At 62.0% G+C, this 23857-nt stretch carries 22 protein-coding genes and 1 riboswitch; of the genes, 11 read left to right on the top strand and 11 right to left on the bottom strand.

What is annotated here, in order from left to right; genetic code table 11:
- Window positions 1-133: 133 nt before the first annotated feature.
- The 4 genes from ACM6JM_RS19420 to ahcY form a co-directional block, all read right to left on the bottom strand.
- Complete coding sequence (locus ACM6JM_RS19420) at window positions 134-2002, bottom strand: DEAD/DEAH box helicase (RefSeq protein WP_064600025.1); 1869 nt, start codon at window positions 2000-2002, stop codon at window positions 134-136.
- A gap of 222 nt (window positions 2003-2224) precedes the next feature.
- The gene (locus ACM6JM_RS19415; protein WP_039767962.1) at window positions 2225-3037 is read right to left on the bottom strand and encodes a substrate-binding periplasmic protein; all 813 of its coding nucleotides are present in this window, start codon (window positions 3035-3037) and stop codon (window positions 2225-2227) included.
- A gap of 148 nt (window positions 3038-3185) precedes the next feature.
- Complete coding sequence (gene metF / locus ACM6JM_RS19410; protein ID WP_007959683.1) at window positions 3186-4031, bottom strand: methylenetetrahydrofolate reductase [NAD(P)H]; 846 nt, start codon at window positions 4029-4031, stop codon at window positions 3186-3188.
- 193 nt (window positions 4032-4224) lie between these two features.
- A complete protein-coding gene (ahcY, locus tag ACM6JM_RS19405; RefSeq protein ID WP_039767963.1) occupies window positions 4225-5634 on the bottom strand; it encodes an adenosylhomocysteinase in 1410 nt (469 codons plus the stop codon).
- Between the two features lie 23 nt (window positions 5635-5657).
- A riboswitch (S-adenosyl-L-homocysteine riboswitch) is annotated at window positions 5658-5756 on the bottom strand.
- Between the two features lie 192 nt (window positions 5757-5948).
- Here ahcY and ACM6JM_RS19400 point away from each other — a divergent pair.
- Window positions 5949-6356, top strand: coding sequence for an acyl-CoA thioesterase (locus ACM6JM_RS19400; protein ID WP_011336338.1), 408 nt, complete (start codon window positions 5949-5951; stop codon window positions 6354-6356).
- A 73-nt stretch (window positions 6357-6429) separates the two neighbouring features.
- Window positions 6430-7335: a formate/nitrite transporter family protein gene (locus tag ACM6JM_RS19395; RefSeq protein WP_414882363.1), complete on the top strand. Its 906-nt coding sequence runs from the start codon at window positions 6430-6432 to the stop codon at window positions 7333-7335.
- Here ACM6JM_RS19395 and ACM6JM_RS19390 read toward each other — a convergent pair whose 3' ends face one another.
- Both ACM6JM_RS19390 and ACM6JM_RS19385 read right to left on the bottom strand, forming a co-directional pair.
- Entirely contained in the window at window positions 7336-8601 is a 1266-nt protein-coding gene (locus ACM6JM_RS19390; protein WP_039767965.1) for a cation:proton antiporter, read from the bottom strand.
- Window positions 8602-8707: 106 nt separating this feature from the next.
- On the bottom strand, window positions 8708-9877 hold the full coding sequence (locus ACM6JM_RS19385; RefSeq protein WP_007959692.1) for an MFS transporter: 1170 nt from the start codon (window positions 9875-9877) through the stop codon (window positions 8708-8710).
- Between the two features lie 218 nt (window positions 9878-10095).
- Here ACM6JM_RS19385 and ACM6JM_RS19380 point away from each other — a divergent pair, with 218 nt between their 5' ends.
- Window positions 10096-10929, top strand: coding sequence for an EamA family transporter (locus tag ACM6JM_RS19380; RefSeq protein ID WP_414882362.1), 834 nt, complete (start codon window positions 10096-10098; stop codon window positions 10927-10929).
- 39 nt (window positions 10930-10968) lie between these two features.
- A complete protein-coding gene (locus tag ACM6JM_RS19375; RefSeq protein ID WP_085746665.1) occupies window positions 10969-11352 on the top strand; it encodes an MAPEG family protein in 384 nt (127 codons plus the stop codon).
- Window positions 11353-11401: 49 nt separating this feature from the next.
- Here ACM6JM_RS19375 and ACM6JM_RS19370 read toward each other — a convergent pair whose 3' ends face one another.
- Window positions 11402-12574 (bottom strand): murein transglycosylase A, encoded by a 1173-nt coding sequence (locus tag ACM6JM_RS19370; RefSeq protein WP_414882361.1) that lies wholly within the window; start codon window positions 12572-12574, stop codon window positions 11402-11404.
- Window positions 12575-12702: 128 nt separating this feature from the next.
- Here ACM6JM_RS19370 and ACM6JM_RS19365 point away from each other — a divergent pair, with 128 nt between their 5' ends.
- Window positions 12703-13152, top strand: a complete 450-nt coding sequence (locus ACM6JM_RS19365; RefSeq protein WP_039767969.1) for a c-type cytochrome — start codon at window positions 12703-12705, stop codon at window positions 13150-13152.
- Window positions 13153-13194: 42 nt separating this feature from the next.
- Here ACM6JM_RS19365 and ACM6JM_RS19360 read toward each other — a convergent pair whose 3' ends face one another.
- The 4 genes from ACM6JM_RS19360 to ACM6JM_RS19345 all read right to left on the bottom strand — a co-directional run bounded on the left by ACM6JM_RS19360 (window position 13195) and on the right by ACM6JM_RS19345 (window position 17712).
- On the bottom strand, window positions 13195-13590 hold the full coding sequence (locus ACM6JM_RS19360; protein ID WP_007959697.1) for a DUF1090 domain-containing protein: 396 nt from the start codon (window positions 13588-13590) through the stop codon (window positions 13195-13197).
- A gap of 97 nt (window positions 13591-13687) precedes the next feature.
- Window positions 13688-15364, bottom strand: a complete 1677-nt coding sequence (gene ligB, locus ACM6JM_RS19355; protein ID WP_414882360.1) for an NAD-dependent DNA ligase LigB — start codon at window positions 15362-15364, stop codon at window positions 13688-13690.
- Window positions 15365-15507: 143 nt separating this feature from the next.
- On the bottom strand, window positions 15508-16698 hold the full coding sequence (metK, locus tag ACM6JM_RS19350; protein ID WP_011336330.1) for a methionine adenosyltransferase: 1191 nt from the start codon (window positions 16696-16698) through the stop codon (window positions 15508-15510).
- A gap of 18 nt (window positions 16699-16716) precedes the next feature.
- Complete coding sequence (locus tag ACM6JM_RS19345; protein WP_074692072.1) at window positions 16717-17712, bottom strand: ArsR/SmtB family transcription factor; 996 nt, start codon at window positions 17710-17712, stop codon at window positions 16717-16719.
- Between the two features lie 271 nt (window positions 17713-17983).
- Between ACM6JM_RS19345 and tkt the strand changes: the two genes are divergently transcribed.
- The 6 genes from tkt to ACM6JM_RS19315 all read left to right on the top strand — a co-directional run.
- The gene (gene tkt / locus ACM6JM_RS19340) at window positions 17984-19981 is read left to right on the top strand and encodes a transketolase (protein WP_414882359.1); all 1998 of its coding nucleotides are present in this window, start codon (window positions 17984-17986) and stop codon (window positions 19979-19981) included.
- Window positions 19982-20146: 165 nt separating this feature from the next.
- Window positions 20147-21199 (top strand): erythrose-4-phosphate dehydrogenase, encoded by a 1053-nt coding sequence (epd, locus tag ACM6JM_RS19335; RefSeq protein WP_039767974.1) that lies wholly within the window; start codon window positions 20147-20149, stop codon window positions 21197-21199.
- 12 nt (window positions 21200-21211) lie between these two features.
- The gene (locus ACM6JM_RS19330; protein WP_103385366.1) at window positions 21212-22375 is read left to right on the top strand and encodes a phosphoglycerate kinase; all 1164 of its coding nucleotides are present in this window, start codon (window positions 21212-21214) and stop codon (window positions 22373-22375) included.
- Between the two features lie 34 nt (window positions 22376-22409).
- On the top strand, window positions 22410-22631 hold the full coding sequence (locus tag ACM6JM_RS19325) for a hypothetical protein (protein WP_007959706.1): 222 nt from the start codon (window positions 22410-22412) through the stop codon (window positions 22629-22631).
- 57 nt (window positions 22632-22688) lie between these two features.
- Entirely contained in the window at window positions 22689-23021 is a 333-nt protein-coding gene (locus ACM6JM_RS19320) for an MliC family protein (RefSeq protein WP_414882358.1), read from the top strand.
- 125 nt (window positions 23022-23146) lie between these two features.
- A partial coding sequence (locus ACM6JM_RS19315; RefSeq protein WP_414882357.1) for a ketose-bisphosphate aldolase occupies window positions 23147-23857 on the top strand: 711 nt, incomplete at its 3' end.

Here is a 23857-nt window from a genome sequence, read left to right as displayed (position 1 = left end):
GCCGGCCATACAAAAACGCCCCCGGTCTTGCGATCGGGGGCGTTTTTTATTGCCTGCCGCCACTTTCGTTTCAGCGGCGCACAAAAAATGCCCCGGTTTTCAGGCCGGGGCATTTTTCATTGCAGTCGAAAACTCAGCGATTACGGGTCAGCAAGGCCGGTTTTTCACCGCGTGGGCGGCTTGGCAGTTGATCCAGTTGCTCAGGCGTCGGGAAGCGGTCGGCTTTCGACTCCTTGTGCATGATCTTCGGCCCGCTGCTGCGCGGGTTCTGCACGGCCGGTTCAGCGCGTTGCTGATCGTCACGGGCCGGGCGGCGGTTGCGCGGGTTTTCGTCGCGACGACCCTGACCGTCACGCGGTGCACCGTTGCGTGGGCCACTGCGTTTGCCTGGCGGGGTGCCGGTGCTCGAACCGTTGCTGTTGCGCGGGCCGTTCTGGCGACCTTGCGACTGACCGCCGCGGGGGGCGCCCGAACCTGCGCCTTGCGCCGGAGCGCCTGGACGACGGTTGCGACCACCGGCCGGAGCCTGCTTCGGCACGTAGTCGACGCGGTTACCGAAGTTATCGATATCGTCGTCGAGGAATTCGTCCGGAGCACGGTCAGCAGCGGCGCGTGGCGGCTGGCTTGGCTGGCGCTGTTCGCGGGCCGGAGTGCCTTCACGCGGCTTCTGTTGACGGGCTGGACGCTCGCCACGCTCACCGGCAGGTTTTTCCTTGCCCTTGTCTTTGCCTTTGTCTTTACGACCGCCGCCACCGCCGCCGCCATTCGGGCCGTCGCCGCGTGGGCCACGGGCATTGCGCGGGTTGCGCATGTCCGGACGTTCACGGGCTTCCGGCTTCTCGGCCTCGATGGTGCTGGCATCGAAGCCCATCAGGTCGCCGTCGGCGATTTTCTGCTTGGTCATGCGTTCGATGCTTTTCAGCAGTTTTTCTTCGTCCGGTGCGACCAGCGAGATCGCCTCGCCCGAACGACCGGCCCGGCCGGTACGGCCGATACGGTGCACGTAGTCTTCATCGACGTTCGGCAGTTCGAAGTTGACCACGTGTGGCAACTGGTCGATGTCCAGGCCACGGGCGGCGATGTCGGTGGCAACCAGGATGCGCACTTCACCGGCCTTGAAGTCGGCCAGGGCTTTGGTGCGGGCGTTCTGGCTCTTGTTGCCGTGGATCGCCACAGCCGGCAGGCCGTGTTTGTCCAGGTACTCGGCCAGACGGTTGGCGCCGTGCTTGGTGCGGGTGAACACCAGCACCTGTTCCCACGCGCCGGCGGTAATCAGGTGGGCCAGCAGCGCACGCTTGTGGCTGGCCGGCAGACGGAACACGCGTTGTTCGATGCGCTCGACCGTGGTGTTCGGCGGCGTCACTTCGATGCGTTCCGGGTTGTGCAGCAGTTTGCCGGCAAGATCGGTGATGTCTTTGGAGAAGGTCGCCGAGAACAGCAGGTTCTGGCGCTTGGCCGGCAGACGCGCGAGGACTTTCTTCACGTCATGGACGAAGCCCATGTCGAGCATGCGGTCGGCTTCGTCGAGCACGAGAATTTCGACGTGGGACAGATCGACGCTGCCCTGGCCGCACAGGTCGAGCAGTCGACCGGGGCACGCCACCAGCACGTCAACGCCACGGGACATGGCCTGAACCTGCGGGTTCATGCCGACGCCGCCGAAGATGCACGCGCTGACGAATTTCAGGTCGCGGGCGTAGATCTTGAAACTGTCGTGAACCTGCGCCGCGAGTTCGCGGGTAGGGGTCAGCACGAGCACGCGCGGTTGGCGCGGGCCGTGACGCTGGGATTTGTCCGGGTGACCGTTGGGAAACAGCCGCTCCAGGATCGGAAGGGCGAAACCGCCGGTTTTACCAGTACCTGTCTGAGCCGCAACCATCAGGTCGCGACCTTGCAACACGGCGGGAATGGCCCGCTGTTGCACCGGAGTAGGCTCGGTATAGCCCGCATCTTCGATAGCGCGGACCAAAGCCTCGGAGAGACCGAGGGAAGCAAAGGACATGAGTAATCCTGTTTCAGTTAGGGCTTGGCCCAATGGGAGTCTTGCCTGGCGCGAATGGCGTTTAAGAGGACGCAATCCCGTCCGGTCCTGCTGCGGTTCCGAAGGCACGTCCGGAGCGCTCGCGCGGGCTGAAAAGCTGCGCTGTAGCGGGTCGGGAGGCCTGTTACGGTTCCGGGCGTCCGGGCGTGAGCCTGGCGGGAACGCCGGAGTATAACAGAGCAATCACTGCGCGCCGCTTTCCTGCTGCTCAACGGTTTTGCCGCTGGCGGTGGCGTTGCCCAGCGGTGCCGCCAGGGCGGGGGCCGCGCCGTAGCGAGCGCTGAGCTCGGCATAGGCCGGTTCGCGCTTGAAACGCTTGAGTTCGGCGCCGAAGCGCTGCACCAGCAAATCCATTCCGGCATTGCGTCGCACGGCCAGAAACTGGCTCTGGCGGCTGATGACCGTGGGGTTTTCAGTGATCTGGTTGCGGATATCCAATTCATCGAGCAAATGCTGGCCCACGCGGCGGTCGGTGATCAGCAGGTCGATACGCCCGCGCACCAGTTTGCCGAAATTGGCTTCGTGGGTCGGGGCCGGCTCGCGGGTGAACAGCGTCGATTCGCGAAAGTCGGGGCTGTACAGATAGCCCGGTGAGGTGCCGATGGTCAGGCCCTTGAGGTCTTCGAGGCTGCGAAAAGGGTGCGGGCGGTCGTTGGCGTAAAACATCACGAACTCGACGTCCGACAGCGGTTCGCTCGGATAGAGCAGGGTGGCGTCGCGTTCGTCGCTATGGAAGATGTCCAGCGCGCCGTCGGCCTGGCCGGTTTCGAGCATCGACAGGCAGCGTTTCCACGGCAGGAACTGCCATTCGACTTCGATGCCCAAACGCTTGAACACGATGGCGGTGGTTTCGTAGTCCAGTCCGAGGTTCTTGCCGTCTTGTTCATAGACGTACGGCGCCCACGGTTCGGTGACGATACGCAGCTTCTCGCCCCGAGCGGCAAAGCTCAGGCAAGCAAAAACCAGCACGGCGAATAACTGCGTGATCAAAGGCATGGCTTGAGATTACGACGAGAAACGGCAAAGAGCCAGAAACTGGCCGCAGAAGCTCTGTTTCGGGCGTTTAAAAGCAAAAGATCGCAGCGGCGAAAGCGCTGTAGGCACTGTCGTGGCTGCGATCTTCTGGTTCTGCGGTTACGTCTTTTTAGCGCGGCAGCTTCAGGTTGTTCCAGATCGCCAGGCTCGGTTCGGCCTGGTTCATGGAATAGAAGTGCAGACCGGGTGCGCCGCCTTGCAGCAGGCGTTCGCACATTTCCGTGACGACTTGTTCGCCAAAACGCTGAATGCTTTGGCTGTCATCGCCGTAGGCTTCCAGCTGCTTGCGGATCCAGCGCGGGATTTCCGCACCGCAGGCATCTGAGAAGCGCGCGAGTTTGCTGTAGTTGGTGATCGGCATGATCCCCGGCACGACCGGAATGTCCACGCCCAGCGCCTGCAAACGGTCGACAAAGTAGAAGTAGCTGTCGGCGTTGAAGAAGTACTGGGTGATCGCGCTGTCGGCGCCGGCACGGGCCTTGCGCACGAAGTTGGCCAGATCGTCTTCGTAGTTGCGCGCTTGCGGATGCATCTCCGGGTAGGCGGCGACTTCGATGTGGAAATGATTGCCGGTTTCTTCACGAATGAATTCAACCAGTTCATTGGCGTGACGCAGCTCGCCGCTGGTCATGCCCATGCCGGACGGCAGGTCGCCGCGCAGGGCGACGATGCGCTTGATGCCGGCGGCCTTGTACTCGTTCAGCAGGCCGCGCAGGTCGTCCTTGCTGTCGCCGACGCACGACAGGTGCGGGGCGGCGGGGATTTTGACTTCGCTTTCCAGCTGCAACACGGTGTTCAGCGTGCGGTCACGGGTCGAACCGCCCGCGCCGTAGGTGCAGGAAAAGAAGTCAGGGTTGTAGGTGGCCAACTGACGGGCAGTGGCGAGCAGTTTTTCATGCCCAGCATCGGTCTTGGTCGGGAAGAACTCGAAGCTGTAGCGACGGTCTTGGGACATCGGAGGGGACCTCCAGCTACGAGCTGCAAGCTTCAAGCTGCAAGAGAGCGGAGCGCCCAAACCTTGCACCTGAAGCTTGCGGCCAGCGGCTGCATAATGACGATGAAGTAGCCAGCGACAGCCGCAGGCAGCAAGTAAACCAACCGCTTCTACTTGCAGCTTGCAGCTTGCAGCTTGAAGCTCGCAGCTGCTTTTAATAGCGGTAAGCGTGCGGCTTGAACGGGCCTTCTACGGTCACGCCGATGTAGTCAGCCTGTTGCTTGGTCAGTTGAGTGACCACGCCGCCGAAGCCGCGAACCATTTCCAAGGCCACTTCTTCGTCGAGTTTCTTCGGCAGTACTTCAACGGTCAGGCGCTCGGCTTTCTGGGCTGGCGACAGGTCGGCGTACTTCTGGCCGAACAGGAAGATCTGTGCCAGCACCTGGTTGGCGAACGAACCGTCCATGATGCGGCTCGGGTGACCGGTGGCGTTGCCCAGGTTCACCAGACGGCCTTCGGCCAGCAGGATCAGGTAGTCGTCGTTCTGTGGGTCGAACGAGCCAGCACCGGTACGGTGGATCTTGTGTACCTGTGGCTTCACCTCTTCCCATGCCCAGTTCTTGCGCATGAAAGCGGTGTCGATTTCGTTGTCGAAGTGACCGATGTTGCAGACAACGGCGCGCTTCTTCAGGGCTTTGAGCATGTTTGCATCGCAAACGTTGACGTTGCCGGTGGTGGTCACGATCAGGTCGATCTTGCCCAGCAGCGCTTTGTCGATGCTCGCTTCGGTGCCGTCGTTGATACCGTCGATGAACGGCGAAACCAGTTCGAAACCGTCCATGCAGGCTTGCATGGCGCAGATCGGGTCGACTTCGGAGACCTTGACGATCATGCCTTCCTGACGCAGGGACTGGGCCGAACCCTTGCCCACGTCACCGTAGCCGATGACCAGCGCTTGCTTGCCGGACAGCAGGTGGTCGGTGCCGCGCTTGATGGCATCGTTCAGGCTGTGACGGCAGCCGTACTTGTTGTCGTTCTTGGACTTGGTCACCGAGTCGTTGACGTTGATGGCCGGGATTTTCAGCTCGCCCTTGGCCAGCATGTCCAGCAGACGGTGCACGCCGGTGGTGGTTTCTTCGGTCACGCCGTGGACGCGGTCCAGAACCTGTGGGTATTTCTTGTGCAACAGCTCGGTCAGGTCGCCACCGTCGTCGAGGATCATGTTGGCGTCCCATGGCTGGCCATCCTTCAGGATGGTCTGCTCCAGGCACCACTCGTACTCTTCTTCAGTCTCGCCTTTCCAGGCGAAAACCGGGATGCCGGCAGCGGCGATGGAAGCAGCGGCCTGATCCTGAGTCGAGAAAATGTTGCAGGACGACCAGCGCACTTCGGCTCCCAGGGCAACCAGGGTTTCGATCAGCACGGCGGTCTGAATGGTCATGTGGATGCAGCCGAGGATTTTTGCGCCTTTCAAAGGCTGCTCGGAAGCGTACTTGCGGCGCAGACCCATCAGGGCCGGCATTTCCGATTCGGCGATGATGGTTTCGCGACGGCCCCAGGCAGCCAGGGACATGTCGGCAACTTTGTAATCGTTAAAATCGGCAGGCGTGATAACAGCGCTCATGAAGAGCCTCCATTCGTAATGTATGCGAATGGGCGCCGTTGTGCGTTTAGTGTCCGGCCTGAGCCGGTCAACGCCCCATCCGAGCCTGACAGGTTGAACCTGCTGCAGCGCCCCTCGGACAGGTGGCGGGAAAACGGTATCAAGTGAAGGTTACCGTTTTGAAACGGGGGCGATTATAGCTTTCTTTGAGCTGCGAGTGGCAAGCCGCAAGCGACAAGTAACAGCGGCTCGGCTTTTAACTTGCAGCTCGTCGCTTGAAGCTTGAAGCTGGGGGCGTAACCCTATTGCACAAACAACTCGGAGGCCGCCCCCCCATGAATTTCCACACCCGCAAGTGGGTAAAACCCGAAGACCTCAACCCCAACGGCACCCTGTTCGGCGGCAGCCTGCTGCGCTGGATCGACGAAGAGGCGGCGATCTACGCCATCGTTCAACTGGGCAACCAGCGCGTGGTGACCAAGTACATTTCCGAAATCAACTTCGTCAGCGCCTCGCGCCAGGGCGACATCATCGAACTGGGCATCACCGCCACCGAATTCGGCCGCACCTCGATCACCCTGACCTGCGAAGTGCGCAACAAGATCACCCGCAAGAGCATCCTGACCGTCGAGAAGATGGTCTTCGTCAACCTCGGCGAAGACGGCTTGCCGGCGCCGCACGGGCGGACCGAGATCAGGTATGTCAAAGACCAGTTCAAGGATGACGTGCCCGTTACCGAGTAATCGCGTCACACCGGCGAACGGAAGCCGAGCGGCGCGTGTCGTAGCCTTATGACCCCGCCACCGGTTTCCCGCCATGACCACACCAACAGACGGCAAGACCCCCGACCTCTCGGCCAAGGAACAACACGAAGTCGAGAAAAACCAGCCGCCCCGGGCGGCGGTCCTGCATGAAATCATCCGCAAACAGGGCGACCAGGAACTGGAACGCAGCATCGCCGCGCTGTGGTGGTCGGCGCTGGCGGCCGGGCTGACCATGGGCCTGTCGCTGATGGGCATGGGCCTGCTCAACTCGCGTCTGCCCGAGGGCGACGAATTCAAGGTGATTGCCAGCTTCGGCTACTGCGCAGGCTTTCTCGCGGTGATCCTCGCCCGCCAGCAACTGTTCACCGAAAACACCCTGACTGCCGTACTGCCGGTGATGACCAAACCGACGATCCGAAATTTCGGCCGGCTGATCCGGCTCTGGACCGTGGTGCTGTTCGGCAACCTGTGCGGGACGATTCTGGTGGCGTACGTGATGCTCGAACTGCCGATCTTCGACAGCAAGACCGACGAGGCCTTCCTCGAAATCGGCCGCAAGGTCATGGAGAACCATGCGAGTCAGATGTTCGCCAAGGGCATCGTCTCGGGCTGGATGATCGCCACCATGGTCTGGATGATCCCGTCCATGGAAAGCGCGAAGATGTGGATCATCATCCTCATCACCTATCTGATGGCACTGGGCGATTTCACTCACATCGTGGTGGGGTCGGCGGAGGTGTCGTATCTGGTGTTTGCCGGCGAGTTGCCGTGGAGTGATTTCTGGGCGGTGTTTGCCGGGCCGACCCTGGCGGGAAACATCATCGGCGGCAGTTTCATCTTTGCCCTGATCAGTCATGCGCAGATCCGCAGTGAAAGCGGTGCGCCGAAAGAAACGGATGCGCCGAAGGAATCTGCGGATCAGGCCGAAAAGCCCGATCCGCAGCAGATCAAAAAATGATCAGTGGTGCGCCGGCTCGGCAGCGGTCACCGGCTCGTCGCGGGTTGCGTGCTTGACCAGTTTGCCGATGGTCAGGCCCTGCAACAGGATCGACGACAGCACCACGATGTAAGTGATGCTCAGCAGCAGATCGCGCTCCGGGCCCAGCGGCAGGGCCAGGGCCAGTGCCACCGAAACACCGCCGCGCAAACCACCCCAGGTCAGGATCCGGATGGTGCCGCGCGGCACCGTGCGCCAGCGCCGCAGCAAGACGATGGCCGGGGCCACGGTGAGCAGCCGCGACAGCAGAATCGCCAGCGCCAGCAGGCTTGCCGCCGCCACGTGCAGCCAGTTGAACGGCAGCAGCAACAGCTCCATCCCGATCAGTGCGAACAGCAACGCGTTGAGCATGTCGTCGAGCAACTCCCAGAAACCGTCCAGGTATTTGCGCGTCATGTCGTTCATCGCCAGGTTGCGACCGAGGTTGCCGATGATCAGACCGGCGACCACCATCGCAATCGGCGCCGACACGTGCAGCTCGGTGGCCATCGCCGAACCGCCGATCACCAGGGCCAGGGTCAGCATGACTTCGATCTGATGCTGCTCAATGCTTTTGATCATCAGGTACACCAGATAACCGATCAGCCCGCCGAACAGCACGCCACCGATGGCTTCATGGGCAAACAGCATGGCCGTGGCGCCGACAGTCGGGGTTTCGCCCAGTTGCGCGATGCCCAGCAGCACGGTGAACACCACCACGGCGGTGCCGTCGTTGAAAAGCGATTCGCCGACGATGGTGGTCTTCAGCGGTTTCGAGGCGTTGGCCGTACGCAGCACGCCGAGTACCGCGATCGGGTCGGTCGGGGAAATCAGCGCGCCGAACAACAGGCAGTAGAGGAAGCTCACGTGCCAGCCGAACAGGGCAAAAATGTAATAGGCGAGGCTGCCGATCACGGCGGTGGCGATCAGTACGCCGAAGGTCGCCAGCAGGCCGATGGGCCAGCGGTAACTGCGCAGGTCGTTGAGGTTCACGTGCAACGCACCGGCGAACAGCAGGAACGAGAGCATCCAGTTCATCAGCAGATCGCCGAAGTCGATCTGGCCGATCAGTTGCTGCACGCGCTCTTCCAGACCGGGGTAACCGAGCAGGCTCAAGCCTTGCAGCAACAGGGAAAACATCAGTGCGGTAACCATCACGCCGATGGTCGGGGGCAGGCCGATGAAGCGGAAATTCACGAAAGTGAGGAGGGTGGTGAGGCAGATGAAAGCGGCGACGAGTTCAAGCATCCGGGGTCCTTTGGATGGGGGATGGAAAGACAGCGCGCCCGTTCATGGACGCAAGGGTTGGATGGGCTGACGCCGGGTGGGGACACAATTGTGTCCCCCGGGAAAATCAGCCGGACACATTGACCGCAGCGACACCCCGACGTTGCAGGTAGATGAAAAACAGCGCCGTCAGCACGGTCAGCACGCCTACCAGCGCGCCGGTCCACGGCAGGTCCGCCAGGTCCGCGCCGCTGGCCACCACCAGCCCGCCGATCCAAGCGCCGGCGGCATTGCCGAGGTTGAACGCGCTCTGGTTCAGGGTCGAACCGAGGTTCGGTGCCTCGTGAGCCTGATCGATGATCAGCAGTTGCAGGATCGGGCACAGGGCGAAGGCGAAAATTCCCCACAGCACCAGCGTGATCGCCGCCGGAACCACCGAGCGACTGGTCTGGCTGAACGCCGCCAGAATCACCACCACCGCCAGCGCAACACCCACCAGCGACGGCAACAGACGGCTGTCGGCCAGGCGTCCGCCGAGCATGCTGCCGCCGGTCAGGCCGACACCGAACAACAGCAGCATCACCGTCACGCCGTGGGGGCTGACGCCGGTGATGTCCTGCAGAATCGGCGCGATGTAGGTGAACACGCTGAACAGACTGGTGGACGCCAGCACGCTCATGCCCAGTGCCAGCAACACGTTGACCTTGCCCAGCACCTTGAACTCGCTGGCGAGGTTGGCCTTGTCCATCGGGATGTGTTTCGGCAACCACAGCCATTGAGCGAGGGCGGCGATCACACCGATCACCGAGACCGCCCAGAAGGTCGAGCGCCAGCCGGCGTACTGGCCGAGCGCCGTGCCCAGCGGTACGCCGAGAACGTTGGCCAGGGTCAGGCCGGTGAACATCATGGCAATCGCCTGCGCCCGCTTGTTCGGTGCGACCAGCCCGGCGGCCACCACCGAACCGATGCCGAAGAACGCGCCGTGGCACAGCGCGGTGACCACTCGCGCCGCCATCAGCGTTGCGTAGTTCGGTGCCAGTGCGCACAGCACGTTGCCGAGGATGAACATCAGCGTCATGCCCAGCAACGTGGCCTTGCGAGGCATGTTGGCGGTGCCGATCGCGAGGATCGGCGCACCGAACACTACGCCCAGGGCGTAGCCGGTGATCAACAGGCCAGCGTGGGGAATGCTCACCGCGAGGTCGCGGGCGACATCGGGCAGCAGGCCCATGATGACGAATTCAGTGGTGCCGATGCCGAAAGCGGCAACAGCGAGTGCAAGCAAAGCGAGTGGCATGCGCAAGGTCTCTGTCGGTAGTCTTGACGCTTTGATCAGGCATACGCAGGCCGGCGACCGGTCTCGGGCGAGAACGGGCAGGCAGGAATTATTGGAATTTATCTGTGCGCAACTGAGTGCGGCGTGGTCGCTTGCAGTATAAACAGCTGCTGACACATCGCGAATCAATAATCTGACTAATTGGCTCAGGTTCAACAACAAGAACAAAGGAGTGGCACGTGCTGGCGACAGCTCTGGTGTTGGTGGCGGCGCTGTTGCACGCAGCGTGGAACACGTTGATCAAGTTCAGCGCCGAACGGCTGCTGGTGGTGGCCTGCATGGACACCGTGGCGCTGTTGTTCGTGGCGCTGACGATGCCTTTCATCAGCCTGCCGCCGGCGGAAATCTGGCCGTGGATTCTGGCGTCGGCGGCGTTCGAGCTGCTCTATCGCTATCTGTTGATCCAGGCCTATCGGGTCGGCGACCTGGGGCTGGTCTATCCGTTGATGCGCGGATTGTCGCCGCTGGTGGTACTGGCGCTGACCCTGATCTTCGCCGGCGAAGTGCTGACCACCCAGCAAATCTTCGGAATCCTGTTGATCCCGCTGGGCATGGCTTGCCTGCTCTGGCAGGGCGGCGGCGGGAAACATTTGCCGTGGGCGATGCTGCCGGTGGTGGCGCTGATCGGCTTGTGCATCGGTTGCTACACCTACATCGACGGTCAGGCGTTGCGGCGCTGGTCGCATCCGCTGGATTACCTGGTCTGGGTCACGCTGCTCAGTGCCTGGCCGTTCCCGCTGCTGGCGTGGGTGGCCAAGCGTCCGGCGTTCAAGCTGTTCTGGCGCGAGCAATGGAAGCTGGGACTGGCGGTCGGGTTCTGCGTGTTGTTCAGCTACGCTCTGGTGCTGTGGGCGATGCAGTTGGGCTCGATTGCCGAAGCGGCGGCGTTGCGTGAAATCAGCGTGATCCTGGTGGTGCTGTTCGGCATGCGTTACCTGAAAGAACCTTTCGGCCGGCCGCGGCTCTTAGCCTGTGGGCTGGTGCTGATCGGTATGCTGGTGATGAAGTTCTGACCGCCCGGCAACTCTAAAACTCGAAAGAAGGACGGTGTTATGACGGTGGCTTTGTGGTGTGTGTTGATCGCGATTTTTCTGCCCTATCTGTGCACCGTCGTGGCCAAGGCCTCGGGCGGTTTCAGACTGCGGGACAATCATGATCCCCGGGACTTTCTGGACAGCGTGGATGGCGTGGCGCGCCGTGCCCATGCGGCGCAACTGAACAGTTTTGAAGTGACCCCGGCGTTTGCGGCGGCGGTGATCGTCGCGCACCTGGTGGGCACGGCAGAGCTGGTGACGGTCAATGTGCTGGCGGTGCTGTTCATCACCAGTCGCCTGCTCTACATCATTTGCTATCTGGCGGACTGGGCGGCTTTGCGCTCGTTGGTCTGGTTCGTCGGGATGGTGCTGATTGCCAGCTTCTTCTTCGTTTCGGTCTGAACCTGAAAAGATCGCAGGCTGACGAGGCCTGCGATCTTTTGCATTGTGCTTACGGCTTGTCGGCAACCTGCGGTACTTGCGGCAACGCCGCACCTTTCGGCCAGAGCATCCAGATCTGCCCTTGCTGCTTCATGTCGCCCGCCAGTTGCCCGGCGGCATCGCCGGTGCCCCAGAACAGATCCGCGCGAACCTCACCGGCAATCGCGCCGCCAGTGTCCTGCGCAGCCACCGGGCGTACCAGCGGCGTGCCGTCGGGGCGAGTGGTCGACAGCCACAACAGGCTGCCCAGCGGAATCACCTTGCGATCCACCGCCGCGCTGTAACCGGCGGTCAATGGCACGTTCAGCGAGCCGCGCGGCCCTTCGTTGCTGTCCGGGTTGCGGGTGAAAAACACGTAGCTCGGATTGCTCGCCAGCAGTTCCGGAATGCGCGATGGGTTGGCCTTGGCCCAGTTGCTGATCGCGCCCATGGTGACTTCTTCTTTTTTCAGCTCGCCCTGTTCCACCAGCCAGCGGCCGATCGGTCGGTACGGGTGACCGTTCTGGTCGGCATAGGCGATGCGCAGCTGGCGACCGTCCTCGGTCTGAATCCGCCCCGAACCCTGAATCTGCAGGAATTGCAGGTTCATCGGGTCGGTCAGCCAGGCCACGACCGGCGCCTTGACGCCTTGGCTTTCGATGGTCGCCGCATCGTCGTAAGGCTTGAGCACGCGACCTTCGAGGCGGCCGCGCAGGCGCTTGCCTTTGAGTTCCGGGTAAATACTGTCCAGCGAGACAATGATCATGTCTTCGGGCACGCCATACACCGGCACGTTGGCGGTGGCGGTTTGCGTCAGGCTGCCGGGATAGACCGGTTCGTAGTAGCCGGTGATCAGGCCGTTGGGATTGTCGTTTTCGGCGCGCAGGCCGAACACGTCGAGGTTCTGCTTGAGGAAGGCGCGGATGTCGCCGGCACTTTGCGGGACATTGGCGGCGGCTGCACAGGTCGGGCCCCAGACCGGGTCAGCCTTGAGCCGGGTGCAGGCGCTGCGCCACGAGCTGAATCCGGCCACCAGATCGCTGTCGGACACCGCAGGCAACGCTTCCCAAGTGGCGCTGGAGTAGGTAGCCAGGGCGTGGGTTTTCGGCTTGGCGCTGTCGCCACCGGTGCACCCGGCGAGGATCGCCAGCAGCGGAAGGGTGACGATGAGCGGATGACGCCAGGCCTTGAAGCGGCTGTTCATGGAGAATTTCCTGTGCCGGTTGCAGAAGTGCTCCATGCGCTCAAGCAACCCTTATTGTTAATAGGGCTATTGGTGTTTGGCGGTGACCCGAGGATACTGGCCGCCGATTTCCGTGACCTGAAGCCACCATGACTCTTAAAAGAATTTCTGTTGTATTGCTGGCCTGTCTGACCTTGTCCGCCTGTGGCGGTGTCGACCCGAATTCCCCGCTGGGCCAGCGCAAGGCGATCTTCAAGCAGATGCTCAAAACCGGCGAAGACCTGGGTGGCATGTTGCGTGGGCGCATCCCGTTCGACGGAGCGAAATTCGCCGAAGGCGCGGTCAAGCTCGATGCGTTGTCCCATGAGCCGTGGAAACATTTCCCGCAGGTGCGCGAAGAAGATCACACCAGCGCCAAGGACGATGTCTGGCAGAAACAGGCCCGCTTCCAGGAAATGGCCCGCACCCTTGAAGCGGCCACCGGTGAATTGGTGATCGCCAGCAAGGTTCAACCCTACAAGGCCAGTAACCTGGGGCCGGCGGTGCAGAGAGTCGAAGATGCCTGCAGTGCCTGCCATAAAGAGTTTCGCGACCACTGATGTTCAAGGGATCACAGCCTTTGGCCGTGATCCCCGGCTTTCTTACTTGTCGAGTTCGTCCAGCGCGTCCTGCAATTCCTTGCGCGATTCGGCGAGCTTGTTCTTGCGCTTGTCGATCTTCTCCGGATCGCCCTTCTTCATGGCCTTGTCCAGATCGGCCTGACGCTTGCTCACTTCGTGCTTGGCGTCGAGTACCTTGTTTTCCCGCTCTTTCTTCAGGCCGGCGTCGGTGCAGTGTTCGGTGACTTCGCGCAGGGCGGTTTCGAGGCCGGCCTGCTGGTCGGCATTGCCGCGGGACTTGGCCTGTTCGATCTGATTGATGATGCCCTGCTTCTTGGCAGCACAACCGGTCAGGCCCGGCGCGTCTTCGTCGGCCATCACGGGGGCGGCGAGGACTGCGCAGAAAGACAGCAGGGCGAGCGGTGCGAGAAATTTCATAAAAGCTCCATGTGCAAAGGCAATCGTATCGGTGAAGCACTGCGCTGTTGGAGCGCTCCGGCGGACTTGGGTTCCCGGTGGGCCGGGGATTGCGTGTTCAGAAGCCGTCGACACCGGCGGCTTGCAAGGTTTTACTCAGGGCCAGTACCTGCGGGTCACGAAAAAAGGCGCTCAATTGCGCCGCGCGACCCGGGCCGATTCCGGCTTCTGCCTGCCATTGTTCGGTGTTGCGTTGTGCCAGCGTCTGCCATGAATCGGCGAGTGTTGCCTGACCGGTCGGTGGCAGCCCCAGGGCTTTGAGCCACTGCAGGAACGGCCGTTGGCGGGCGCTGTGAAAACTGTGCAGCAGGCGGGCACTGCTGCGCTCGCCGAGACCGGCAATGTTAGCAAGCTCCGGCCCGTCGAGGGTCAACCAATCCAGCAGGCTGTTCAGGCGGCCTGTTTCCAGAAGTTTCTCCCAGGTGCCGCGACCGACATGGGGCAGGGCCAGTCCCTGCTTGCCGCTGAGCCAGGTCAGGCGGGCGAGGAACTGGCTTTCGCAGCCCGGCGTCGGTTGCCAGCAGCTCAGGGCGTGAAAGTCGCTGGCGAGCGGAACGTTCAGATCCACGCGTTCAGTGCTGCGCAGCACCACGCTGTCGAGGCGCGGAATCGTCAGCCCGGCCAGGCTGATTGCCACCTGATCGCCGGGGCGAATGTCCAGTTCCTGCCAGCGCCTGAGCGAACTGACACTGACCCGTTTGATCTGCCGGTCATCGAGCATCACCGGCGACAGTTCAAGCACCGGCGTGATGCGCCCGGTGCGGCCGATCTTGAAATTTACTTTGCGCACATCGGCCAGCGCCTGGGCAAAAGGGTATTTCCAGGCGACAGCCCAATAGGGCGGACGAGCTTGCCAGCGCTCTGCCGGTGGCCGCAGGCTTTGGCGCAGAACCACTCCGTCCGTGGCAAATGGCAGTGGCGAGCGATACCAGTGATCGCGCCAGTGTTGCGCTTCGTTCAGGCTGGCGACGGCCTGGGTGTAGGGCTCCGTGGTGGGAAAACCGAACTGCGTCAGCGCCGCGATTCGCTCCGGCAAGTCCTTCGGCCCTTGCGGCCAGTCCCAGACAAACAGCCCGATGCCTGCAGCGTGTTCCGCGTCGAGATCCTTACGCCCCAGCAGCCCGGCCACGGTGGCGCGGGCGTTGGCGCTGCCGGCACGTGCCTGCTTATGGCCGTTCAAGCGCCAGTAGAGTTCGCCTTGCACCAACAGATCCTGCTGTTGCGTCAGCCGCTGTGGAATGGCTCCGATCCTTTTTGCCGACTCCGTCCAGTCCTGCCCGCGAACCCCATCCCCGCGACTGATCGCCTGATGCAGTCGGCCGTTGCGATAGATCAGGGTGACCGCCACGCCATCGACCTTGGGTTGTACCCAGACGTTTTGGCGGTCGCGCAGCCAGGTCGCGATGTCCGCCGCGTCGTGAAGCTTGTCCAGACCGGTGTGAGCGACCGGGTGCGCAACCGGGCCTGATGCGGTGCGCAACGGCTCGGGCGGTGAGGGAAGTTTGAAGCACCGGCGCCATTGGTTCAGGCGCAGGCGGGACTGATCGTAGAGCTCATCGGCGATCACCGAACGACCTTCGCGATGATAGGCGTCGTCCCAGCGGTCGATCTGTTGTTGCAGGGCGGCGACTTCGCTCGAAGCCCGGGCGGCGGCCCAGTCGGGGCAGTCGGCAGCGAAGGTGTTGAGGTGGAAAAACGGCAGGAAAAACAAAAACAGGCGCAGTGTGGCAAGCATCGTGAGCGTCCTTGCTCAGAGAGATACCTGAAGGCTAGCCGGGATTTTGAAGCGGGCCGGGCGGCTGTTTTGCCGGTTGTTTCGCGGCCATGAAAAAGCCCCGCACGGCGAACCGTGCGGGGCTTCTTGTACCGCCAGGAAAATTACAGGCCGGCAGCGGAACGCAGAGCGTCGGCGCGGTCGGTTTTTTCCCAGGTGAACGTCGAGAAGGTGTCTTCGCCAACGGTCTTGGTCTGCGGAGCGCGGCCGAAGTGGCCGTAGGCTGCGGTTTCCTGGTACATCGGGTGCAGCAGGTCCAGCATGGTGGTGATCGCGTATGGACGCAGGTCGAACACTTCGCGGACCAGTTTGATGATCTTGTCATCGCTGATCTTGCCGGTGCCGAAGGTGTTCAGCGAGATCGAGGTAGGCTGGGCTACACCGATCGCGTAGGAAACCTGAATCTCGCAACGCTCGGCCAGGCCGGCCGCCACGATGTTCTTGGCAACATAACGGCCAGCGTAGGCAGCCGAACGGTCAACCTTGGATGGATCTTTACCGGAGAACGCGCCGCCGCCGTGACGGGCCATGCCGCCGTAGCTGTCGACGATGATCTTGCGACCGGTCAGACCGCAGTCACCTACCGGGCCGCCAATGATGAACTGGCCGGTCGGGTTGATGTGGAACTGGGTGTCCTTGCTCAGCAGTTCGGCAGGCAGCACGTGCTTGACGATCAGCTCCATCACGCCTTCGCGCAGGTCGTTGTACGACACTTCAGGGTTGTGCTGGGTCGACAGAACCACGGCGTCGATACCGACAACCTTGCCGCCTTCATAACGGCAGGTCACTTGCGACTTGGCGTCCGGACGCAGCCAAGGCAGCAGACCCGATTTACGGGCTTCGGCCTGACGCTGCACCAGCTGGTGCGAGAAGGTGATCGGTGCTGGCATCAGCACGTCGGTTTCGTTGCTGGCGTAGCCGAACATCAGGCCCTGGTCGCCGGCGCCTTGATCTTCAGGCTTGGCACGGTCAACACCCTGGTTGATGTCAGGGGACTGCTTGCCGATGATGTTCATCACGCCGCAGGTCGCGCCGTCGAAGCCGACGTCGGAGCTGGTGTAGCCGATGTCGCAAATCACGTCACGAACGATCTGCTCCAGGTCGACCCAGGCACTGGTGGTCACTTCACCGGCAACGATGGCCACGCCAGTCTTGACCAGGGTTTCCACCGCAACGCGTGCGTGCTTGTCCTGGGCAATGATGGCGTCCAGCACTGCATCGGAAATCTGGTCGGCGATTTTGTCCGGATGTCCTTCAGACACGGACTCGGAGGTGAAGAGGGAGTATTCGCTCATCTCGATGTTTTCCTGAATTTACCGATGGTGAGTGTCGCCAGCCGGTCGCTGAAAATGGCGGACCTGGATCTGGAAACCATTACGTAAGCCTACATAGAGGCTTTCCCCGGGAACGAGTCCCGCAGCGGTGGCCCAACGGGCCAGATCGTCCTGTTCAAACCCCAACCACAGATCACCGCAGGCCTCCCTGGCCCAACTCTGGTTGTGGCTACATAACTCTGTCACGAGCAGGCTACCGCCCGGTTGCAGCAGGCTGGCCATGTGCTTGAGCGCTTCGGCCGGCGCGGCGAAATGGTGCAACACCATGTTCAACACCACGCAATCGGCCTGAAGGCTCACGCCATTCAATGCATCGGCCAATTGCAGGCTGACGTTAGCCAGCTGTTCACGTTCACATACCTGGCGAGCCAGTTCGAGCATCGCCGCGCTGTTGTCCAGTGCGGTTACGGTGTCGAAGCGACGCGCCAGTTCCGGCAGGAATGCACCATCGCCGGGGCCGACTTCAATGGCCGTGGCTGCGCCATCGAAATTCAGTTTGTCGAGCAGGGCCAGCACGCTTTCACGGTACTGCGGCAGGCCGGCAATCAAATCCTGCTGGGCGCGGAATTTCTCTGCAACCCTTGCGAAAAAGTCCTGGCTGTTGGCCGCGCGTTGCCCGTGAACCAGTGCGATCCGGGTTTCCACGTCGGCCGGCAGCGCCAGATTGTCGACTTCTTCTAACAATGCAGCGTGCAACTTGCCTCCCAGCAACTCGGTGTGGGGCAGGGCGCGGCGATAGAACACCGCATTGCCTTCGCGGCGAGTCGCCACCAGATCCGCCTGCGCCAGCACTTTAAGGTGATGGCTCATGCCGGACTGGCCGATACCGAAAATCTGCGCCAGTTCCAGTACGCCGAACGAGTCGTTGGCCAGGGCACGCAATACATTCAGCCGCAGCGGATCGCCGCCGGCCTTGCACAGGGCCGCCAGCTCGTCGCAATCGTCATGGCGAATGGAAGGCACGCGTAAGTTCATAGGGCTGGCAGTCTAGTGACGGCCCGGAAGCATCGCAAGGTCTATATCAAAAAGTTTTGATATTGCTCGATGGATGGCGCATTCGATTGCACTTCTCACTGCCCGATCAACTCTACAAACGAACAGCGGAAAGGTTTCACCAACCGAAACCGATGTTATCCAATGGAAAAACGCCTCCGGATGACTATCTGTCATTGCCCCGAGGCGCTCGGGTGAGGGAAAATGCCCTCCTTTTTTCCGTTTCAATCTATTCACACCCAGGAGATCAGCGATGCCTAGCCGTCGTGAGCGTGCCAACGCCATTCGTGCCCTCAGCATGGATGCCGTGCAAAAAGCCAACAGCGGCCATCCCGGTGCCCCTATGGGTATGGCAGATATCGCCGAAGTGCTTTGGCGCGACTACCTCAAGCACAACCCGAGCAATCCATCGTTCGCCGACCGTGACCGCTTTGTGCTGTCCAACGGCCACGGCTCGATGTTGATCTACTCGCTGCTGCACCTGACCGGCTACGACCTGTCGATCGACGACCTGAAGCAATTCCGTCAACTGCACAGTCGTACCCCGGGCCACCCGGAATTCGGTTACACCCCGGGCGTTGAAACCACCACCGGCCCGCTGGGTCAGGGTCTGGCCAACGCTGTGGGCTTCGCCCTGGCAGAAAAAGTACTGGGCGCGCAGTTCAACCGTCCCGGCCACAACATCGTCGACCACCACACCTACGTGTTCCTGGGTGATGGCTGCATGATGGAAGGCATTTCCCACGAAGTCGCTTCCCTGGCCGGCACTCTGGGCCTGGGCAAGCTGATCGCCTTCTACGATGACAACGGCATTTCCATCGACGGCGAAGTCGAGGGCTGGTTCACCGACGACACGCCGAAGCGTTTCGAATCGTACAACTGGCAAGTGATCCGCAACGTTGACGGTCATGACCCGGAAGAGATCAAGACCGCCATCGAGACCGCTCGCAAGAGCCCGCTGCCGACCCTGATCTGCTGCAAGACCACCATCGGTTTTGGTTCGCCGAACAAGCAAGGCAAGGAAGATTGCCACGGCGCCCCGCTGGGTGACGCGGAAATCGCCCTGACCCGTCAGGCGCTGAACTGGAACCACGGCCCGTTCGAAATCCCGGCCGACATCTATGCCGAGTGGAATGCCAAGGAAAAAGGCCGTGCCGCCGAAGCCGAGTGGGACCAGCGTTTCGCTGCTTACTCCGCCGCGTTCCCGACCGAAGCCAACGAATTGATCCGTCGCCTGAGCGGCGAGCTGCCGGCTGACTTCTCCGAGAAGGCTGACGCCTACATCGCCGACGTTGCGGCCAAAGGCGAAACCATCGCCAGCCGTAAGGCCAGCCAGAACGCCCTGAACGCGTTCGGTCCGCTGCTGCCGGAAGTGCTGGGCGGTTCGGCTGACCTGGCCGGTTCCAACCTGACCCTGTGGAAAGGCTGCAAAGGCGTCAGCGCCGAAGACGCCAGCGGCAACTACATGTACTACGGCGTGCGCGAATTCGGCATGACCGCGATCATGAACGGCGTTGCCCTGCACGGCGGTCTGGTGCCTTACGGCGCGACCTTCCTGATGTTCATGGAGTACGCCCGCAACGCAGTGCGCATGTCCGCCCTGATGAAGCAGCGCGTGATCCACGTCTACACCCACGACTCCATCGGTCTGGGCGAAGACGGCCCGACGCACCAGCCGATCGAGCAACTGACCAGTCTGCGCAGCACGCCGAACCTCGACACCTGGCGTCCAGCCGATGCCGTTGAATCGGCAGTGGCCTGGAAAAACGCGCTGGAGCGCAAGGACGGCCCGTCGGCGCTGATCTTCTCGCGTCAGAACCTGCAGCACCAGACCCGTGATGCCGGCCAGATCGCCGACATCCGCCGTGGTGGCTACGTGCTGAAGGACTGCGCAGGCGAGCCTGAGCTGATTCTGATCGCCACCGGTTCGGAAGTTGGTCTGGCCGTTCAGGCCTACGACAAACTCACCGAGCAGGGCCGCAAGGTTCGCGTGGTTTCCATGCCATGCACCAGCGCGTTCGACGCTCAGGACGCCAGCTACAAGCAATCGGTCCTGCCGTTGCAGGTCAGCGCACGTATTGCGATCGAAGCGGCCCATGCCGACTTCTGGTTCAAGTACGTGGGTCTGGAAGGTCGCGTGATCGGCATGACCACCTACGGCGAATCGGCTCCGGCTTCGGCACTGTTCGAAGAGTTCGGCTTCACCCTGGAAAACATCCTGGGTCAGGCTGAAGAGCTGCTGGAAGACTGATCCAGAAGTTTTGTCGTCTGGACTGCGGTCCATCGTCGGAACGCCGCCCGGAGCAGGCTCGCTCCCACATTGGAATGCATTTTCCTGTGGGAGCGAGCCTGCTCGCGATAGCGGTAGTTGAAGCACCGCAACACTGACGGTTTCACCACGGTAATCGAGAACCCCATGCCTCAACCGCGTCCCTACAAAGTTGCACTCAACGGCTACGGCCGCATTGGTCGTTGCGTCTTGCGTGCGTTGTTCGAGCGAGGCGAGAAGGCCGGGTTCGAGATTGTCGCGATCAACGATCTGGCCGACATGGCCAGCATCGAATACCTGACACGCTTCGACTCCACCCACGGCCGGTTCCCCGGCGAAGTGAAGGTCGACGGCGATTGTCTGCATATTAATGGCGACTGCGTGAAGGTCCTGCGCAGTGCCACCCCCGAAGGCATCGATTGGGCATCGCTGGGCGTCGATCTGGTGCTCGAATGCTCCGGCGCCTGGCACACCCGCGCAGATGGCCAGCGTTTCCTCGACGCCGGCGCGCCGCGTGTACTGTTTTCGCAGCCAATGGCCAGCGAGGCGGATGTCGACGCCACCATCGTCTACGGCGTCAATCAGGATTGCCTGACCGGCGACGAACTGCTGGTGTCCAACGCCTCCTGCACCACCAACTGCGGCGTGCCGCTGTTGCGTCTGCTGGATCAGGCGGTCGGCCTGGATTACGTGTCGATCACCACGATTCACTCGGCGATGAACGATCAGCCGGTGATCGACGCCTATCACCACGAAGACCTGCGCCGCACCCGTTCTGCGTTCCAGTCGGTGATCCCGGTGTCCACCGGTCTGGCGCGTGGTATCGAGCGCCTGCTGCCGGAACTTGCCGGGCGAATTCAGGCCAAAGCCGTACGCGTGCCGACGGTCAACGTGTCCTGCCTCGACATCACGATGCAGACCGCGAGCGACACCGACGCCGGCGAGGTCAACCGGATCCTGCGCGACGCCGCCACCAGCGGCCCGCTCAAAGGTCTGCTGGCCTACACCGAATTGCCTCACGCCAGTTGTGATTTCAACCATGACCCACATTCGGCCATCGTCGATGCCAGTCAGACCCGCGTTTCCGGCCCTCGGCTGGTGAACATCCTGGCCTGGTTCGACAACGAGTGGGGTTTTGCCAACCGAATGCTGGATGTTGCAGAACACTATCTGCAAACAGCGACTTCAAAAAAACCGTAGGAAGTGCGACCCATGACCGTGTTGAAGATGTCCGACCTCGATCTGCAAGGTAAGCGCGTATTGATCCGCGAAGACCTCAACGTCCCAGTCAAGGACGGTGTTGTCACCAGCGATGCGCGTATCCTGGCTTCGCTGCCGACCATCAAGCTGGCCCTGGAAAAAGGCGCGGCCGTGATGGTCTGCTCGCACCTGGGTCGTCCGACCGAAGGCGAATTCTCTGCCGAGAACAGCCTCAAGCCTGTCGCCGATTACCTGAGCAAGGCTCTGGGCCGCGAAGTGCCGCTGGTGGCTGATTACCTGGGCGGCGTTGACGTCAAGGCCGGCGACATCGTGCTGTTCGAAAACGTGCGCTTCAACAACGGCGAGAAAAAGAACGCCGACGAACTGGCCCAGCAATATGCCGCCCTGTGCGACGTGTTCGTGATGGACGCTTTCGGCACCGCTCACCGCGCCGAAGGCTCGACCCACGGCGTCGCCAAGTTCGCCAAAGTCGCCGCTGCCGGCCCGCTGCTCGCCGCTGAACTCGATGCACTGGGCAAAGCCCTGGGCGCCCCGGCCAAGCCGATGGCGGCCATCGTTGCCGGTTCCAAGGTCTCGACCAAACTCGACGTGCTGAACAGCCTGAGCCAGATCTGCGATCAACTGATCGTCGGCGGCGGCATCGCCAACACCTTCCTCGCTGCGGCCGGTCACCCGGTCGGCAAGTCGCTGTACGAGCCGGACCTGCTGGACACCGCGCGCGCCATCGCCGCCAAAGTCAGCGTGCCGCTGCCGGTCGACGTGGTGGTTGCCAAGGAATTTGCCGAAAGCGCTGAAGCGACCGTGAAGCTGATCGCTGACGTGGCTGCCGACGACATGATCCTCGACATCGGCCCGCAAACCGCGGCCAACTTCGCCGAACTGCTGAAGTCGTCGAAAACCATCCTGTGGAACGGCCCGGTCGGCGTGTTCGAATTCGACCAGTTCGGCAACGGCACCAAAGTGCTGGCCGAAGCCATCGCCGAAAGCGCGGCGTTCTCGATTGCCGGCGGTGGCGACACCCTGGCGGCCATCGATAAATATGGCGTGGCTGAAAAGATCTCCTACATTTCCACCGGCGGTGGCGCGTTCCTCGAATTCGTCGAAGGCAAGGTGCTGCCGGCCGTTGAAGTCCTGGAAAGCCGGGCCAAGGCCTGAGGCCGCCCGATTGGCCAGGCAAAGGAGTGTTCAGATGGTCAAGTCGTTAGCGCTGTTGCTGCTGACCGGTACGCTGGCGGCCTGCGGGAGTAACCCGAAGGCCGAGCCGACACCGGCACCGGGCGAGGCCCAGAAAGGCTGCTACCAGGCCGACTGGCAGGCCGAAACCAACCCGGTGCTGAACAAGCGCTCGGGCCCGGACGGTCTGGACAAATACGAGACGCAAACCCCGGCCAAGGAACATGGTTGTCCTTGACCGGTCTGACTCTTTAACTCAGGGCCGGCGGCGTGCGCTGCCGGTCGAGGAACACGGATGAAAGGCTTGATCGCCGTTGCGGCGCTGGGATTGTTGGGTGGTTGCGCGCAGTGGAACCCGTTCCAGTCGTCCGCCCCTGTGGATAACTGGACCACCTGGACCTGCGACAGCCAGGCAAAGGTGCTGTGGCGCTACACCGATGCCGCCCGCAAGAAAGTCGATGTGCGTCTGGGCGGCGGTGATCAGGTCTATCGCCTGAAGGAAGAGCCGGGCGCCTCGGGCGCGCTGTACAGCGACGACATGCTGGCGTTTCACATCAAAGGTAATGAAGGCCTGGTTTACTGGGTCGCCACCAATGATTTGATCGGCCGGGGCTGCAAAGCCGAATAAAACAGAATTTGCTTTATCGAATCACCAGGCCGGGCCTCAACCCCCGATCTGCAATCACTTGAATAGCCGCCGCCGCTCCGGCAGGCTGGCACGATTAACGACCCAAACCGGGAGAGACACACACAATGGCACTTATCAGCATGCGCCAGATGCTGGACCACGCAGCCGAGTTCGGCTACGGCGTTCCAGCCTTCAACGTCAACAACCTTGAGCAGATGCGCGCCATCATGGAAGCCGCTGACAAGACTGACTCCCCGGTGATCGTTCAGGCTTCGGCCGGTGCCCGCAAATACGCCGGCGCCCCGTTCCTGCGTCACCTGATCCTGGCGGCAATCGAAGAATTCCCGCACATCCCGGTGTGCATGCACCAGGACCACGGCACCAGCCCTGACGTCTGCCAGCGCTCGATCCAGCTGGGCTTCAGCTCGGTCATGATGGACGGCTCCCTCGGTGAAGACGGCAAGACCCCGACCGACTACGAATACAACGTCCGCGTGACCCAACAAACCGTGGCCATGGCTCACGCCTGCGGCGTTTCGGTAGAAGGCGAGCTGGGCTGCCTGGGTTCGCTGGAAACCGGCATGGCCGGTGAAGAAGACGGCATCGGCGCCGAAGGCGTTCTGGATCACAGCCAGATGCTGACCGACCCGGAAGAAGCCGCTGACTTCGTCAAGAAGACTCAAGTTGATGCCCTGGCCATCGCCATCGGCACCAGCCACGGCGCCTACAAGTTCACCAAGCCACCTACCGGTGACGTGCTGGCGATCGACCGCATCAAGGAAATCCACAAACGCATCCCGAACACCCACCTGGTGATGCACGGTTCCTCGTCGGTT

It is taken from the genome of Pseudomonas sp. IT-P2 (assembly GCF_949767575.1).
Lineage (GTDB): Bacteria > Pseudomonadota > Gammaproteobacteria > Pseudomonadales > Pseudomonadaceae > Aquipseudomonas > Aquipseudomonas pharyngis.
The sequence above is the reverse complement of the archived record's forward strand: the minus strand, read 5'-3'. Positions and strand labels throughout refer to the sequence as shown.